We start from the raw sequence: 15,227 nt of genomic DNA, 5'->3' as shown, positions 1-15,227 counted from the left end.
GTCTTTCGGAGACAAGAAAGAATAGCACGCTTCATCGGAAATTCAAAAAACTATGATACACTACAGACTTGGAGGTGGAATAATGCAGAAAATTTTAGTTGTTGAGGACGACTTGGATATTCAAGATATACTGAAAAACCATTTGGTTGATGCAGGCTATGAAGTTGCCGTTGCGTCTGATGGCGTGACTGGGATTGCAATGTTTGATGATACAATCGACCTTGTGCTGTTAGACATTATGCTCCCTAAAATCGACGGTTATGGTGTATGTGAGGTCATTCGCAAGAGGTCACAAGTTCCTATCATCATGCTTACTGCACTTTCAGATGAAGAAAACCAGTTACGGGGTTTTGAACAGCAGATTGATGATTACATTCCAAAGCCCTTTTCACCCAAAATCCTGCTATGTAAGATTGCGGCTATTTTTCGCCGTAGGACTGCGGAAAATCAAAATCAATCCCTGCTCACCTATAAAGAATTGAGTATGGATAATGACGGGTTTCATGTATATCACAAAGGAAACGAAGTCGTTTTGACCAGCAAAGAGTTTATGCTTCTTCGGCTTATGCTTGAAAATCAAGGGAAAGTCTTTACTCGGCAAATGTTGCTTGAACGATTGTGGTCGGAGGATTTGGAGGTCGAAGAACGGATTGTTGACAGTCACATAAAGAACATTCGCAAAAAGTTAAATGCTGACTATATAAAAACAATCAGAGGGGTGGGATACAGAATTGACAAAGTACATTAAGCAACGGTTATCCGTCAAGATTTTTATAATTACATTTCTTCTACTGGGTGCAGCTTGCAGCGGAACATATTTCTTCATCTCAAAGTTGTTGCCTACGACATATTCCAATTTGATAAATGCGGCTACGGAGAAAGCCGCTATGCACCTTGTTGAGCAAATGATATCCTTTGACAATATATCTGATTGCGAAAATGATATATCTAATTTTTCAAAGGAAACAAATGCTGCTTTTTGGATTGAGGATAGTAATGGCTCTATTATATATCCGAATGAGACATCAACGGAAACATCTACTATTTCGGCAGACCACACAGTTACATTTGATGAAGATGAGTCGTTCATAGATATGCAACCATCCGGGACAACTACGACGAATTTTTATCCGTTCACGCTAAAAAACGGTACTGCTTATACATTGGCAGTTCAAACGGATTTGTTCGTTGTACAGCAGGCAACAAAGGTATTGCTGTCTATACTTCCGTATGTCATCCTAATGGTTTTTCTGCTTTCTCTCCTTTGTGCATGGCTCTATGCAAGGTACATCACTCGACCTATTGTGCGACTGAGCAAGATTTCAAAGCAAATGGCGGAACTGGATTTTTCCGGTCAATGTAGTACAGGACGAGAAGATGAATTAGGGTGTTTGGCGCGAAATCTAAATTCATTGTCTGCTTCGCTATCCTCTGCATTGAACGATCTTCAAACTGCAAACCAACAGCTCAAAACAGATATTGAAAAGGAACAGGCGTTAGAAAGACAGAGGGTAGACTTTTTCTCAGCAGCATCCCATGAACTGAAAACACCATTGACCATTTTGAAAGGACACTTAGCGGGGATGCTGAACGGAGTCTGCGGCTATGAAAACCACATAGAGTACATGGAGCGTTCCCTTGCCGTTGTTGATAGGATGGAAAAGTTGGTAAAAGAGCTGTTGTATGTTTCTAAAGCAGAGGGAACTCAAGAATCCGAATATAAAACCGTTGATTTTGCGGAAATATTTCGGGTACAGGTTGCCACAGTAACAGATTTATTGGAAGAAAAGAAACAGCGTCTTGAAGCAAATATTCCTACCCGCCTTTATTGTGAAGTGGAACAAGCGCAGATGGAGCGGGCAATTCAAAATATATTGGTAAACGCAATTCGCTATTCGCCAAGTGGTGAATTGATTCGTATATCTTTGTCTGATATGCATGGTACGGTTCGTGGTGAAATTGAAAATACAGGTGTCCATGTGTCTGATGATGCTATCCCACATTTGTTTGAAGCTTTCTATCGGGCAGACGCATCTCGTAACCGCAATACAGGCGGAACCGGATTAGGACTTTATATTGTTCATAAAATTATGAAAATGCACCATGCAAAGTACGGCATTTCAAATACAAGCAATGGTGTACTGTTTTGGTTTGAATTGCCCTGCACGCAGCCGATAGACAACTCCATCTAAAATCCATAATCCATGCAAACTATATCCAAGTTGCTTTGTTATATTATAGCTGTCCTCAATAGGGCAGCTATAATTTTTAGAAAGCGAGGTCTTATCTATGAAGAACAAAAAAATTTTGGCAATAGGATTGTGTGGAGCAATCTGTTTAAGCATTGCAGGAGTTACTTATGCAAGCGCATTGGCTTCGGACACACCAAAGGTTTCAACATCCGAAACAGGAAACGCATCCGGCGCAGATATTCTTTATCAGGATACAGACGGTGGACAAATCAGTGTTGACGGTAAAAATTGGGTTGACGAGGCAGATTATGAGAAGAACAATGCGGCACCGGATGTGCAGTGGTGGACAGCCGATGAATACGAGGCGTGGATGAACGAACAGAAAAAAGAAATGGAATCTTTGATTGGAACCGGAGATGGCTGGTATGATGGGCAAGGCGTATTCCATGAATTTACGCAGGAAAGCGTAGATGCCATGATTGCCAGCTATAAAGAAACTCTGAAAAGTATAAAAAATGGAGTATTGTATTCCAAAGACAACGGTGACGGCGATACCTACTCCATGATTCCACCTACTGAAGATGTAGTTTCCTCTTATAGTGTTGATGTAACAAAGGATAACGGAAAAACAGTACACATTGGCAATTATTCCACAGTTGAGGAATTAGATAAAGCCATTTCTGATGCAGTTAAAAATGGTCAACTCACACAAGAAGAAGCTGACACCGTTCGCCAATAACAACTAAACCAATCTGCCGCACGACTGCAAAAAAGCCGTCGCAGAGCAGACATATTTTCATGTGCCTATGAAACGAATGCTTAGATATTCTCTAAGGGGTATCGTTTACTTTGACTGATACGATTGCAATATTGCTGATTATAGCCGGTATAGGACAATTGGTTATTAGAGAAAATGCAAAACGGAGGTGCTGCATAAAAAACAAGAACCTTAGAGATGGAAAGTAATTTGCAACAATTCCAAGCATAATGGGAGGTGGTTCTTTTGGGAAGGTGCTGATTTTATCATTTAGGGATGATGAGGAATATATTATTAATCGCATTTTATCCTGTATGAATAGAGAAACAGAGATTTTGCATCAGGGAGATGTCCCAAACGGGCAGCTTTATTTTGAAGGACTTTATATTGATGAACAGAAACGGATTGTGGTTCGTGAAAATAATGAGATTGAACTGACCTATACAGAGTTTGAAATACTGCTTTTGTTGGCACAGAATATTGGCAAAGTGTTCAGCAAAGAGCAGATATATGATAGAGTCTGGAAAGAACCTTATTTTGGTGATCACAATATTGTCATGAGCCATATCCGTAATTTACGGGAGAAAATAGAAGATAATCCAAGCAAGCCTGTTTACATTCAAACGGTCTGGGGAGTCGGCTATCGGTTCAACAAAAATTTAAGCAGCGGTCTGTAAAGAAGAAATACAGATCACTGCTTATTTTTCGTTTTTAACTCCTAAAAGATATTCACATGATACTTGGAAATATTCAGCAAGGGCAACCACTTCATAATCCGGTACAAAGCGTGTTCCTTGTTCGATTCGTAATACGGTTAAATCGCTAAATTCATATCCGGCAAGCTGGAGCTGTTCTGCCAGTGCTTTTTGCGATAGCTGCCTTTCAGTTCGCAATTCCTTTACTCTCTGCCCTATCAGATTTTTGGAATTGTTTTCTTTATTCCAGTAAATTTTCAAATCATCACCAACTTTCTAAAGATGAAGTGCCACATGATTGATTTTACGGAATAATCTTGATAATATACTTCTAAAGATGAAGTGAACGAAAATAATGTTGTTACAAATAATTTGGGGATTGATAATACTGCCTGTAAAATGCAATACTTATTTAGAGAAAGGTGGACACAAAATGAATGAAGTATTTGAAAAGCTATCTGAAGTTTTTGAGGAGCTTCGCAGTGAAGCAGACGAACGGGAGTATTCCATACAGATAGAGGAAACAAAGAAAGCTGATAAGGAACTGAAAAAAGCAAACCGGGAATATGAAAAATTCTTATCTGAGCTTTCCGCAGAGCAGAGAATTTTTTTGGAAAACTATATGGATATTGTAGATCATGCACACTTTCAGGAGCAACAGAGAGCCTATTATCAGGGTATAGTAGATGCAGTACAGATACTTGCTGGACTTGGGATTGTTAAAGAGAGTGTTAAGGTGAAAGAGTTATTGAATACAATAATGAAATAAGTAAGCAGGGTGGAGCGTTCCGGTCATGGAACTTCCACCCTGTTTTTCTCCAGAATAATTCAGAAAAAATCAAGTTAAAATCAAAATCTTTCTGCTATTCTAATTTGTGGGTTTGTTATATGTCCGAAGATAGGCTTCCACAATGGCAAGAATCGTTGTTATCTGTTCTTCCGTACATTGTGAGAGATAGACCAGCAGCCTTTGATAATCCAAATTATCGGTTGGAGCTGCCGGATAAAAGAAAGGATCAGCGGAGATATGTAGTGCACGAATCAGTTGCCCCAATTTCTCAAGGCTTGGAATATTGCCATGATTTTCAATTTCCTTGATATACCTTGAGGAAACACCGGACATTTCTGATAACTCATCGTATGTCAGCTTTTGATCCAGTCTTGCCTTTTTAAGACGAAAACCCATGTCTTTATCAATTTTCTTAGATTTAGCCATATATGCACCTCCATGTATAGTGTATAGTGCACGTTTTAGTTTGGAAATGCACTAATAATTCACTTTGATAAAGGGGTATAATGCACTAATAGAATATAGGAACTTTGGATATTGCATATAAAAAAACGCAGTATTCAAAGGTTTTTTCACGTTGTTTTGTCCTTTGAATATGTTTGGGAGAGTTATGTGTTCTGAACAGTTTAGAGGATATTTTTATGTTATTAGGAACCTGTCCGGCATTTTGCGTGGAAAGGTAATTTTATAGGTCACATCTTCGTAGATGCGGCAAAGTATATCATTGAAAGTGCACTATACGCACTTGTACTGTGTGGTAAAAATTTAATATCGGATATAGGAAACGTCCTGTGGGTATGTACCTGCAAGGGCGTTTTTTATATACATAAAATTTTTTTCAAAAAGTTGTCGATTTTTCGACGCTGCTCATATTTCCATTCGTGCTACGGAGTGAAAGGGAGATATTTCACTCTGTTCCAAATGGGTGCGGAAGGAGGTGAACTCTTATGGAGCAATCTTCTTCCGAAAAGCAGTTAAGAATAAGGAAACAGTTTGACAGCTTTTGTAAAACCCTGTTAAAGAATGAAATGATTGACTATGAACGGGCAAGAAGCTATCGGCAGAAGCATGAAGTTTCTTTCTCGGAACTAACGCAGGAGGAGTTGAGTCGGTTGAATACTGAGGATGATTACATAGCAGAATCAGAGGTATTTCGTGTCCTTGATTATGATGTTGAGGTAAAGGACGAGCTGATTAGTGAAGCATTGAAGTATCTGCCGGAAAAGAAGCGGAATGTTATTTTGCTGTCTTTTTTTCTGGATATGACAGATACGGAGATCGCAAAGCACATGAATCTTGTCAGAAGTACCATTCATCATCACCGGGTAAGCTCACTCCAGGCATTAAAAAAGATTATGGAGGGAATCAGGAATGGAGAAATCAAGTAAATGTTCAAAGTTGCTGCCTTACCATATCATTGCGGCAGCAGCTTCCGGCGATGTGGAAGCAATCAATGAGGTTTTAAAACATTACGAGGGGTATATTGCAGCTCTGTCTACAAGAAAGCTCTATGATGAGTGCGGGAATCCGCATTACTGTGTTGATGAAACTTTGCGTCGCAGATTAGAAACAAAGCTGATTACAAAAATATTGGCTTTTGAAGTTGCATAGCAGTCGGTCAGCGGTGTCCCTTTCCATTCGCTGATCGGTGCGTATGCACCATGTACCTTGACAACTGAATATTGATTGCATACAGGACGTGAGGATATGCGGAGCCACTAGGCAGGTTCGCCAAGAGATACCTGCTCTTTTTGAGTGAACGTGAGGAAATGTTGAAACACTACATTGAAGCAAAGGTATGGAGCGAGAAGAATTTGGCAAAATGTGTAGCAGTTGCACAGGGCGATGAAGCATATCTGTGATAATGATACTTCCGGAGAGATCCGGTCAATTTGAATGACGGTGCAAGACCGATGTGGGCAGAGTAATGACCTGCCACCTGTAATGCAGTTTTTATCTGCTTATAAATAAGTAGAAGTACATTCTGTTTGTTTATAAGCAGATAAAACTGTGTGCTTAAATTAAGGAGGACTTATTGATGCAAAGAATACCAAAGGCAATTAACAAGAAAAGATTAGTCAGATATAAGGAAGGAGCAGAAATGTATAGCATGGGAATGAATAAGTTTCAGACTCTTGCGAAAGACGCAGGTGCTATTTTGAAGATAGACAGAATGGTGCTGGTTGACCTTGATGTGTTTGACCAATATCTGGAGTCATTTCGTGTGAAATAGGTAGTTGGAGTTTTGAGAAAGATTTTTCGTATAACCAAAAATGTGTTGACTTTTGGTTTAACTGAAAGTATAATGAATATGAAATGGATGGAGGTGTATGCTGTGGCGAGAACAGGTAGACCAAAGTCGGAAAATCCTAAAAAGACTTTAATAGGATTGAAACTGACAGAGGAAGAAGCCGCAAAACTTAGAGAATATGCGTCCAAACATGACATGACCATAACGCAGGTGCTACAAAAAGGTATTGATTTGCAATATGCAATGGAAAAACCTTTGAGTAGTTAGTACGAAATCTCTTTCCTTGAGAAAGGAGACGAGATGGCGAAATCAAGAAAGGATAACAAAGGAAGGGTTTTAAGAAAAGGCGAAACGCAGCGTAGCTGTGATGGTAAGTATGTTTATACATACACTGATCAGGAGGGAAAACGCCGGAGCATTTATTCTAAGGACATCATGGAGCTGCGGCAGAGGGAAGAAAAGTTGATTAAAGATCAACTGGACGGATTGGATTCGTATGCGGCGGGTAATTCGACAGTCAACTTTGTTTTTGACAGATATATTTCTACGAAGTCAGAACTTAGAGGAACGACTATGAGAAATTACAAGTATATGTATGACCGCTTTATCAGAGATGGATTTGGAAAGAAGAAAATTGCTTCTGTGAAGTATTCAGATGTGTTGCAGTTTTACCAGCACTTACTGAAGGAAAAGGAAATGCAGATAAATACGCTGGAAACAATTCATACAGTCCTGCATCCGACATTTCAGCTTGCAGTGCGTGATAACATTATTCGAGTTAATCCGAGCGATGGAGTTATGGCGCAGATTAAAAAGCAGCCGGGCAAAAATCATGGTGTAAGACACGCTTTGACGATAGAACAGCAGAGAGCTTTTATCAACTATGTAGAAAACAGTCTTACATTTTACCATTGGGCACCGTTTTTTAAGTTCCTGTTGGGAACAGGGTGTCGCATTGGAGAAGCAATCGGAATCAGGTGGGAAGATGTGGACTTTGATAAGCGAATGATCAATATCAATCACAGCTTAGTCTATTACAGCAGAGAATATAAAGACCACCCTATGTGTTCGTTTGCGGTATCCCTTCCAAAGACAGAAGCAGGTATACGCATTATTCCGATGATGGATACTGTTTATGATGCGCTCCAGACGGAGTGGGAAGATCAAAAGGAGAATGGGTTTAATGAAACCGAAATTGATGGAATGAAAGGATTTATCTTCATGAATCGTTTTGGGAATGTCCATAATCCGCAAGCAGTCAATCGGGCAATCAAGCGTATATATGAAGCGTACAATGCAGAAGAAGTGGTGAAGGCTTCAAAAGAACATCGTGAGCCTGTGATAATACCACATTTCTCATGTCATCATTTGCGACATACCTTTTGCTCAAGGTTTTGCGAGAATGAAACAAACTTAAAGGTAATTCAGTCCATTATGGGACACGCAAACATTGAAACGACGATGGATATTTATGCGGAAGTTACCGATACCAAAAAGCAAGAAGCAATTCAAAATTTAGCACACAAGTTAGATGTATTTTAGGAAAGAGTCCTACTGGGACTGACTGAGTACGACAAAATGTGTGCCATACGACAAAAGTACGACAAATTTTAGTGGCATAATCAACAAAGAAGTGTTATTATAACGATGTTGATGAGCCGAAAAGGGCTTTATTAAAGGAAAAAGCGTCAATGTAAATTAAATTGATGTGAAATCCCGACCATGAAGAGTCAGGGTGCAGCAAAGAACGAAGCAAACAATGCAGCACAGGCCGGCGCAGCAGAAGAAACAGCAGCACCTGCAGGTGACAACAATGGCTTCTTCACAGACAATGCGAAGATTGATTTTTCAAATGTAAAGGTTGAACCTTTATTTGAGGAAGCAGTAGACTTTGATACATTCAGCAAATCTGATTTCAGAGCTGTAAAGGTTAAAGAGTGTGTAGCAGTTCCGAAGAGCAAAAAACTCCTCCAGTTCACCCTGGACGACGGAACCGGCACAGACCGTACAATCTTAAGCGGAATCCACGCTTACTACGAGCCGGAAGAACTGGTTGGCAAGACTCTGATCGCAATCACAAACCTGCCGCCACGTAAGATGATGGGAATCGAATCCTGCGGAATGTTGCTTTCAGCAGTGAACAACCTTAAAGATTCAGAGGATGAGGAACTTCATCTGCTTATGGTTGATAATCATATCCCAGCTGGTGCAAAACTGTACTAAAATTAAGAAATAAAGCGGACTATCGTTGACTAAGATAGTGAAAATAAATTATCCTGGCAGTTACAAGTGCTTTTGACTTGTAACTTGTTCAGGATAATTTTATTTTTATCTGTTTATCGAAAGAATCTATGGAAAGAACAGCAAATGTATTTGCGCGTGTTGAGTCTGAAGTAGAAGAACAGGCAGAACAAGTGCTTGATCGATTTGATATTCTGATGTCCAATGCAGTAGGAACATTTTTGAGACAGGTTGTACTTCAGAGAGGAATTTCTTTTGAGATGAAACTTCCAGATTTTTGCTTTTGCAATCCGTGGGATTTTTAGATAAATAGGAATTTCGACTATGAAAACGTCTATTTAAACCAAATAGAAATATTGTAGAAAATAAAGAAATGTATTGAAATAGAAAGAAATATATAGTATATAATAAATAGAAATATTTATTATAAAAGAAACGGAGAGAAAATATGCAATATGAAACTATAATTCTGGAATTGTTATCCAGAATTAAAATATTGGAAGATGAGGTACGTTTGTTAAAGCAACAGGTCGGGAATATTTCAGCAAGAATAGAAGATGAAAATGAGGAAGATTTAGTTGATAATGAGGGGAGTGGAAATGTGAAGCACTTGTCTATATCATATAAAAAAATGACAGATGAAATGATCAGAACCTGCTATGAATATGGAAAGAAAGTTTCAGAAGGTAAGAATGCACAGGAAATGGCAGATGAGATTGTACAGAAAACAGGAATGAACCGTAATTCTGCGTTGATGTATTTATATGCTGTAAGTGGTATGTTGGATGGCGTTGTTTATAAAAGAGCAATCAGTGCGAAAGCAACGAAAAAATATTTTGACTATATTTTGCGGGAATATGGACAGAAAGGATTAAATAAAGCACTTGACGCAACTAGACAGCACATCGAATACCGTAAAGAATGTGGATTAACCCCAGATGCAATTGAGACATTATGTGATGAATATGAACAAAAGGAATGATTGAGAATTTATTTTTCTGGAAAAATCTTATTGTGTATTTATAGATAATGTATAGAAAGAAGGCAGAAGATTTTTGCAAAAAAAGGAAGGAATTAAGTTATGTCAAAATTAAATGTAGACCAAAAGACGATAAAAGATTTATTTCAGAGTAAAAAATCGGACTTTTTAATACCAGATTATCAAAGACCTTAGCTGAATTTTGGGAAGACGTTTCTAATCAAGATGCCGATAGATTTTCAAATAGGGTTTTAAAGCAGTTCTTTATATTGAACTATGCGCCTAATGGAATGTGGACATATTTTGTATCTGTATATTTTATGCAGAATAAAGATAACGAAGGTTTGCTTGATGATGAGAAGTTCTATACATTCTTACGAAAGATAACTGGCTTTATATGGACGTATGCTGTTACAACTCCGGGAGTGAATGCACTTAGAACTCCAGTGTATGCTGAAATGGTAAATATAGTAAATAATAAGCCTGTTGAGTTTTCAAAATATAAATTTGATGCGGATACCATAAGAAGTGTGTTTGATAATTTCAGTTTTAATAATGGACGTCCAATTACAAAGGCAATGTTAGCCTGGTGGGCATATCAAAATGATAAACAACCACTGCTTTCTCTTGAAACTATCTTTGAGATTGAACATATTTATGCCCGGAACAGAAATGAGAAAGAAAATTCGTTAAGTGATGCCAGAAATGTAGAATCATTAGGAAATAAAGCTTTGCTTGAAAAAAGAATCAATATTCGGGCTTCTGATTATCGCTTTGCGGATAAAAAGAAGTATTATGAAGGATTTACAAATAGCAAGGGACAAGTAAAAGAGAAAACAGGTGTCGTTGAGCTTCTTGATTTGACAGATGGATTGACTGATTTTGCAGAGAAAGATATTATTGACCGATATAAAAATATGATTGCCTGCTTTATCAATTATCTGCAGCAGAATAATTTGCTGAAACAGTAGTTACCTGATAAAGAGATGTTAACAAATATCAACATCTCAGAAAATCTATAGTAAAACTTAAGAAAATCCCGAATACAAATTAAATTCTCAGACGTTATATTATATGAGGAACATTTATCTTGGATTAGATGAAATGTGTACAGTAGAGTGGAATAAAGAAAAATCTGCTGAGTAACTAAATAATATTTGAGTATGTTTGAGAAAGAGAGAGTGAAAGATATGCTTACATTAGTATTTATCTGCCTGATGATCGGAGTTTTTGGAAAGTTGATCGGACTTGCGTTTAAGATGACATGGGGAATTGCAAAAGTGTTGTTTATACTGGTATTTCTACCGTTTGTCTTAATTGCCCTGACAATTGGCGGACTGGTTACAATTGCACTGCCGCTTGTAGTGGTAGTTGGAATTATCTCACTGGTATGTGGAGCTGTACGCAGGTAATAAAACATAATCGAAATTAGTGGAAGAAGAATTTCAATTTGAGCAGTTAACCTATAAAAAGCAGAGACATAATAATGATTTCGGGCAGGGATTTTATACAGGAGAAAGCTATGAGCAGGCAATTTCGTTTGTTTCGGGATTTGACCATTCATCTGTATATTATATTCGCTTTGATGATAAAAATTTAAAGTGTAAAAGATACGAAGTAGATCAGGAGTGGATGATGACAATTGCTTATTATAGAGGCGCACTGGATGAGTACAGGAATCATCCAATTATAGAGAAACTTATAGAGCAGTCAAGAGATTGTGATTACATAATAGCACCAATAGCAGATAATCGTATGTTCCAGATCATCAATTCATTTATTGCAGGGGAACTTACTGATGAACAATGCAAGCACTGTCTTGCTGCAACAAATCTTGGAATGCAGTATATTTTTATAAGTGAAAAAGCAGTGTCTCAGGCAAAGCTTATAGAACGTTGTTATATTTCGAATAATGAGAGGGAATACTATAAGAATGTACGACTTGAAGAGTCAAAATTAGGGGATAATAAAGTAAAATTGGCAAGAAAGCAATATAGAGGAAAAGGTCGGTATATTGATGAAATATTGGAGTAAAGAGGTGACTGGTGCATGAAAAAGATAGATAAAGACGGTTTACTTTTATGCGAACTTCAGGCGACAGCATTTGAAAACTCTATTGATAAAATGGAATCGAGTTCTGAGATTTTTATTAGACGTTTTATGAGAAGTAAGATAGCAAAAAGGCTTGATAACGAATCTGTTCTTGAAAGTAATATTCAGGCAAATGATATTTTACAATTAGTAGATGAAGAATATGGAGTTTCAGATTATGGATCTGTAAAATATACTCATAATGAAATGTACTGGATTGGGTATCTTTACAGATATTTTTCAATTACTTATGAATTAACATCTGCACAAGTTTATAAAATTATAAAACCAAAAGAATTGAGAGGTTTATTTTTACCATATCATACAATGGATCCGTCTCAGGCAATTGAGAGAATACTGGAGGCAAAGGGTATGTTAGCAGATGAAAATGCGGAATTGGAACGACAGTATCTCTTGGAATTACAATTGCGTTCTCTTATATTCGGGAGTTTATGTTAAAGCCCATCGAAGAATTGATAAATCGTCTTGCACAATGGTGCAAAGAAAAAGATACCTGTATAGAAATCGTTATAAATGACTGGGCGATGGCAGATATTATAGCAAAACAAAATGCAGAATTAGCAATAAAGAAATCAGAAGCTATTAACGAGATGAGACAGTATCTTATTCCATGTTTGGGTAGCGGTGCATTTTGCAATTCTCTTCATTGTGATGAAATGGGATATCTTTGCAGAGTACCATATCATCTGGAAAAGATAGCAAAAAAAGACAGATTATGTATGTATGCAAGTGATTACAATAGCAGTGACTTTGATAAGATAAATGAGTGTAAATCAGTTAATGGCGAGAGGCATAGCTGGCAGATGTCAGAAGTTTCAGACAAGGAGTCTGTAGAAGTGGAAGATATTTTAGAAGATGAAACTTGGCTTAAGAGATACGATGATACAGGCTATCTATGTGGTGAAACCGGATGCGGTCTATGTGCCCTTTATCAGCTGCAAAAAGCCGGCATCACCCATCTGAAATTGGTAGGCAGAGGCAACTACACAGATTTCATGGAAAAAGACATCCGTAACCTCCGACGGGCACTGGACATTCTGAATAGAAATATCAAGAATCTCCAGCAGGATCAGAATAATGAGAAAATATTTCAGCAGCAAATAAAGCAGACGATTTTTCCAAATGGATGCAGTGAAAATTGCTACTACAGATAACCTGTACCAACATCAGAAATACAATATTTGCAAGGAAAATCACTACTGAAAAGATTAACAAAATCATAATTCATCAAGGAAGAACTATTTCCAAAAACCTCGATAGAAACCATTAGAAAACTTAACTTAAATTTCCATGTTTTGTTGCTGATTGACTTAAATTATGGTATGATGGAACTATATTAAGCTAATATATACAAAAAAAACTAAAAAAACAGGGCAGGAGTGATCAAAATGTATCAAGAAGAATACAAACGTTGGTTGGCAGCAGATCTGCAGGATGCAGACCTCAATCCGGAATTATCCAAGATCGAAGGAAACGATGAAGAGATCAAAGATCGTTTCGCAGTAGCACTGAAGTTCGGAACAGCAGGACTTCGTGGAGTACTTGGTGCCGGAACAAACCGTATGAATATTTATGTAGTACGTCAGGCAACACAGGGACTGGCAAACTGGGTAAAAACACAGGGCGGAAACCAGACAGTAGCTATCAGCTATGACAGCCGTCTCAAGAGCGACGTATTTGCAAAGAACGCAGCAGGCGTACTTGCAGCAAACGGAATCAAAGTAAGAATTTACGATGCACTGATGCCTGTACCGGCACTTTCTTTTGCAACACGTTATTATGAATGCAACGCAGGTATCATGGTAACCGCATCTCATAACCCGGCTAAGTACAACGGATACAAAGCATACGGTCCTGACGGATGCCAGATGACAGATGATGCAGCAGCAATTGTATACGATGAAATCCAGAAAACAGACGTACTCACAGGTGCGAAATACATGTCTTTCGCAGAAGGTGTAGAAGAAGGTCTGATTCGTTTCGTAGGTGATGACTGCAAACAGGCACTTTATGAAGCAATCGAGTCCCGCCAGGTTCGTCCAGGCTTATGCAAAACAGCTGGCCTGAAATTAGTTTACAGTCCATTAAACGGCTCCGGACTTGTACCTGTAACTCAGGTATTGAAAGATATCGGAATCACAGATATCACAATCGTTCCGGAACAGGAATATCCGAACGGATACTTCACAACCTGCAGCTATCCGAACCCGGAAATCTTTGCAGCCCTTGAATTAGGATTAAACCTTGCAAAAGAAACAGGTGCAGACTTAATGCTTGCAACTGACCCGGATGCAGACCGTGTTGGTATCGCAATGAAATGCCCGGACGGTTCCTATGAACTGGTAACAGGTAATGAAGTAGGAGTTCTTCTCCTTGACTATATATGTGCAGGCCGTATCGAAAAAGGCACAATGCCAAAGAACCCGGTAGCAGTTAAATCTATCGTTTCCACACCACTTGCAGATGCAGTAGCAGAGCATTATGGTGTAGAACTCAGAAGCGTACTTACTGGATTCAAGTGGATCGGCGATCAGATCGCACAGCTTGAAGCAGCAGGTGAAGTAGACCGTTTCATCTTCGGATTCGAAGAGAGCTACGGATACCTTGCAGGTCCATATGTACGTGACAAAGATGCCGTTATCGGATCCATGCTGATCTGCGAAATGGCAGCATACTACAGAAGCATCGGAAGCTCTCTGAAACAGAGACTGGAAGAAATCTATGCACAGTACGGACGTTACCTTAATAAAGTAGACAGCTTTGAATTCCCGGGATTAAGCGGAATGGACAAGATGTCAGCTCTGATGCAGGGACTTCGCGACAAACCTCTCACAGAGATCGCTGGTCATCAGATCGTCAAAGTAACAGATTACAAGAAACCAGAAGAAACAGGGCTTCCGGCAGCAAACGTACTTATCTATAAACTGGATAACGGTGAGACTGTAGTCGTTCGTCCATCCGGAACAGAACCTAAGATCAAGATATATTACACAACTCTCGGCAAGAACCTTGAAGAGGCAGAAGCTGAGAAAGAGAAGCTTGCAGAAGCACTGAAACCAATTATGGCATAAACAGCTGCAAGCTGAACTGAATAAAATGTATTAATGCTAACTTCCCATTTTTTTCCTACTCACACCCTGTTATTAGCTAAAACAAAAGGTTTTAAAGTTTTTTGCTAAGTAAACATACCTACTCATTTATCCACCAACA

Annotated in this window: 21 protein-coding genes; 19 read left to right on the top strand and 2 right to left on the bottom strand. The window is 38.5% G+C overall.

All coding sequences use genetic code 11. The features are described from left to right. The first annotated feature begins 82 nt into the window (after positions 1 to 82). The 4 genes from ACTNES_RS14845 to ACTNES_RS14830 all read left to right on the top strand — a co-directional run bounded on the left by ACTNES_RS14845 (position 83) and on the right by ACTNES_RS14830 (position 3,626). Positions 83 to 748, top strand: a complete 666-nt coding sequence (locus tag ACTNES_RS14845; RefSeq protein ID WP_441039911.1) for a response regulator transcription factor — start codon at positions 83 to 85, stop codon at positions 746 to 748. A 139-nt stretch (positions 749 to 887) separates the two neighbouring features. Then, positions 888 to 2,192, top strand: coding sequence for a sensor histidine kinase (locus ACTNES_RS14840; protein ID WP_441039909.1), 1,305 nt, complete (start codon positions 888 to 890; stop codon positions 2,190 to 2,192). A gap of 97 nt (positions 2,193 to 2,289) precedes the next feature. Further along, complete coding sequence (locus tag ACTNES_RS14835; protein ID WP_441039907.1) at positions 2,290 to 2,931, top strand: hypothetical protein; 642 nt, start codon at positions 2,290 to 2,292, stop codon at positions 2,929 to 2,931. A gap of 332 nt (positions 2,932 to 3,263) precedes the next feature. Next, a complete protein-coding gene (locus ACTNES_RS14830; protein WP_441039905.1) occupies positions 3,264 to 3,626 on the top strand; it encodes a winged helix-turn-helix domain-containing protein in 363 nt (120 codons plus the stop codon). 21 nt (positions 3,627 to 3,647) lie between these two features. On the opposite strand, the gene ACTNES_RS14825 is transcribed toward ACTNES_RS14830, so the two are convergent. After that, positions 3,648 to 3,905 (bottom strand): helix-turn-helix domain-containing protein, encoded by a 258-nt coding sequence (locus ACTNES_RS14825; RefSeq protein ID WP_441039903.1) that lies wholly within the window; start codon positions 3,903 to 3,905, stop codon positions 3,648 to 3,650. Between the two features lie 172 nt (positions 3,906 to 4,077). On the opposite strand from ACTNES_RS14825, the gene ACTNES_RS14820 reads away from it, so the two are divergent. Beyond that, entirely contained in the window at positions 4,078 to 4,413 is a 336-nt protein-coding gene (locus ACTNES_RS14820; protein ID WP_441039901.1) for a hypothetical protein, read from the top strand. A 99-nt stretch (positions 4,414 to 4,512) separates the two neighbouring features. Here ACTNES_RS14820 and ACTNES_RS14815 read toward each other — a convergent pair whose 3' ends face one another. Next, positions 4,513 to 4,860: a helix-turn-helix domain-containing protein gene (locus ACTNES_RS14815; RefSeq protein ID WP_087418849.1), complete on the bottom strand. Its 348-nt coding sequence runs from the start codon at positions 4,858 to 4,860 to the stop codon at positions 4,513 to 4,515. Positions 4,861 to 5,381: 521 nt separating this feature from the next. On the opposite strand from ACTNES_RS14815, the gene ACTNES_RS14810 reads away from it, so the two are divergent. From ACTNES_RS14810 to ACTNES_RS14745, 14 genes are all read left to right on the top strand, one after another. Continuing rightward, positions 5,382 to 5,822 carry an RNA polymerase sigma factor gene (locus tag ACTNES_RS14810; RefSeq protein WP_441039899.1) on the top strand — a complete coding sequence of 147 codons (441 nt, stop codon included), beginning with the start codon at positions 5,382 to 5,384 and terminating at the stop codon, positions 5,820 to 5,822. Next, positions 5,806 to 6,045, top strand: coding sequence for a helix-turn-helix domain-containing protein (locus ACTNES_RS14805; protein ID WP_117946804.1), 240 nt, complete (start codon positions 5,806 to 5,808; stop codon positions 6,043 to 6,045). Before ACTNES_RS14810 ends, ACTNES_RS14805 begins: the two co-directional genes overlap by 17 nt. 427 nt (positions 6,046 to 6,472) lie before the next feature. Beyond that, positions 6,473 to 6,667, top strand: coding sequence for a DUF6462 family protein (locus tag ACTNES_RS14800; protein ID WP_004070602.1), 195 nt, complete (start codon positions 6,473 to 6,475; stop codon positions 6,665 to 6,667). A 102-nt stretch (positions 6,668 to 6,769) separates the two neighbouring features. Further along, a complete protein-coding gene (locus ACTNES_RS14795; RefSeq protein ID WP_330546296.1) occupies positions 6,770 to 6,952 on the top strand; it encodes a hypothetical protein in 183 nt (60 codons plus the stop codon). 33 nt (positions 6,953 to 6,985) lie between these two features. Further along, positions 6,986 to 8,227 carry a tyrosine-type recombinase/integrase gene (locus ACTNES_RS14790; RefSeq protein ID WP_441039896.1) on the top strand — a complete coding sequence of 414 codons (1,242 nt, stop codon included), beginning with the start codon at positions 6,986 to 6,988 and terminating at the stop codon, positions 8,225 to 8,227. Positions 8,228 to 8,407: 180 nt separating this feature from the next. Beyond that, entirely contained in the window at positions 8,408 to 8,908 is a 501-nt protein-coding gene (locus ACTNES_RS14785) for a hypothetical protein (RefSeq protein ID WP_320812827.1), read from the top strand. A 128-nt stretch (positions 8,909 to 9,036) separates the two neighbouring features. Next, entirely contained in the window at positions 9,037 to 9,231 is a 195-nt protein-coding gene (locus tag ACTNES_RS14780; RefSeq protein ID WP_441039894.1) for a type II toxin-antitoxin system RelB/DinJ family antitoxin, read from the top strand. 143 nt (positions 9,232 to 9,374) lie between these two features. Further along, positions 9,375 to 9,908, top strand: coding sequence for a hypothetical protein (locus ACTNES_RS14775; RefSeq protein WP_291806925.1), 534 nt, complete (start codon positions 9,375 to 9,377; stop codon positions 9,906 to 9,908). Positions 9,909 to 10,225: 317 nt separating this feature from the next. Then, a complete protein-coding gene (locus tag ACTNES_RS14770) occupies positions 10,226 to 10,876 on the top strand; it encodes a GmrSD restriction endonuclease domain-containing protein (RefSeq protein ID WP_441039892.1) in 651 nt (216 codons plus the stop codon). Between the two features lie 219 nt (positions 10,877 to 11,095). Beyond that, complete coding sequence (locus ACTNES_RS14765; RefSeq protein ID WP_441039890.1) at positions 11,096 to 11,317, top strand: hypothetical protein; 222 nt, start codon at positions 11,096 to 11,098, stop codon at positions 11,315 to 11,317. Positions 11,318 to 11,336: 19 nt separating this feature from the next. Further along, positions 11,337 to 11,939, top strand: a complete 603-nt coding sequence (locus ACTNES_RS14760) for a DUF3990 domain-containing protein (protein ID WP_216460818.1) — start codon at positions 11,337 to 11,339, stop codon at positions 11,937 to 11,939. A 15-nt stretch (positions 11,940 to 11,954) separates the two neighbouring features. Beyond that, on the top strand, positions 11,955 to 12,455 hold the full coding sequence (locus ACTNES_RS14755) for an antitoxin (protein WP_291817970.1): 501 nt from the start codon (positions 11,955 to 11,957) through the stop codon (positions 12,453 to 12,455). After that, a complete protein-coding gene (locus ACTNES_RS14750; protein ID WP_441039887.1) occupies positions 12,449 to 13,171 on the top strand; it encodes a U32 family peptidase in 723 nt (240 codons plus the stop codon). Before ACTNES_RS14755 ends, ACTNES_RS14750 begins: the two co-directional genes overlap by 7 nt. Positions 13,172 to 13,405: 234 nt before the next feature. Further along, the gene (locus tag ACTNES_RS14745; RefSeq protein ID WP_291809121.1) at positions 13,406 to 15,088 is read left to right on the top strand and encodes a phospho-sugar mutase; all 1,683 of its coding nucleotides are present in this window, start codon (positions 13,406 to 13,408) and stop codon (positions 15,086 to 15,088) included. The last annotated feature ends 139 nt before the right edge of the window (positions 15,089 to 15,227 follow it).

It is taken from the genome of Blautia sp. HCP3S3_D9, from assembly GCF_052063845.1.
In the GTDB taxonomy this organism is placed as follows: domain Bacteria; phylum Bacillota; class Clostridia; order Lachnospirales; family Lachnospiraceae; genus Blautia_A.
The sequence above is the reverse complement of the archived record's forward strand: the minus strand, read 5'-3'. Positions and strand labels throughout refer to the sequence as shown.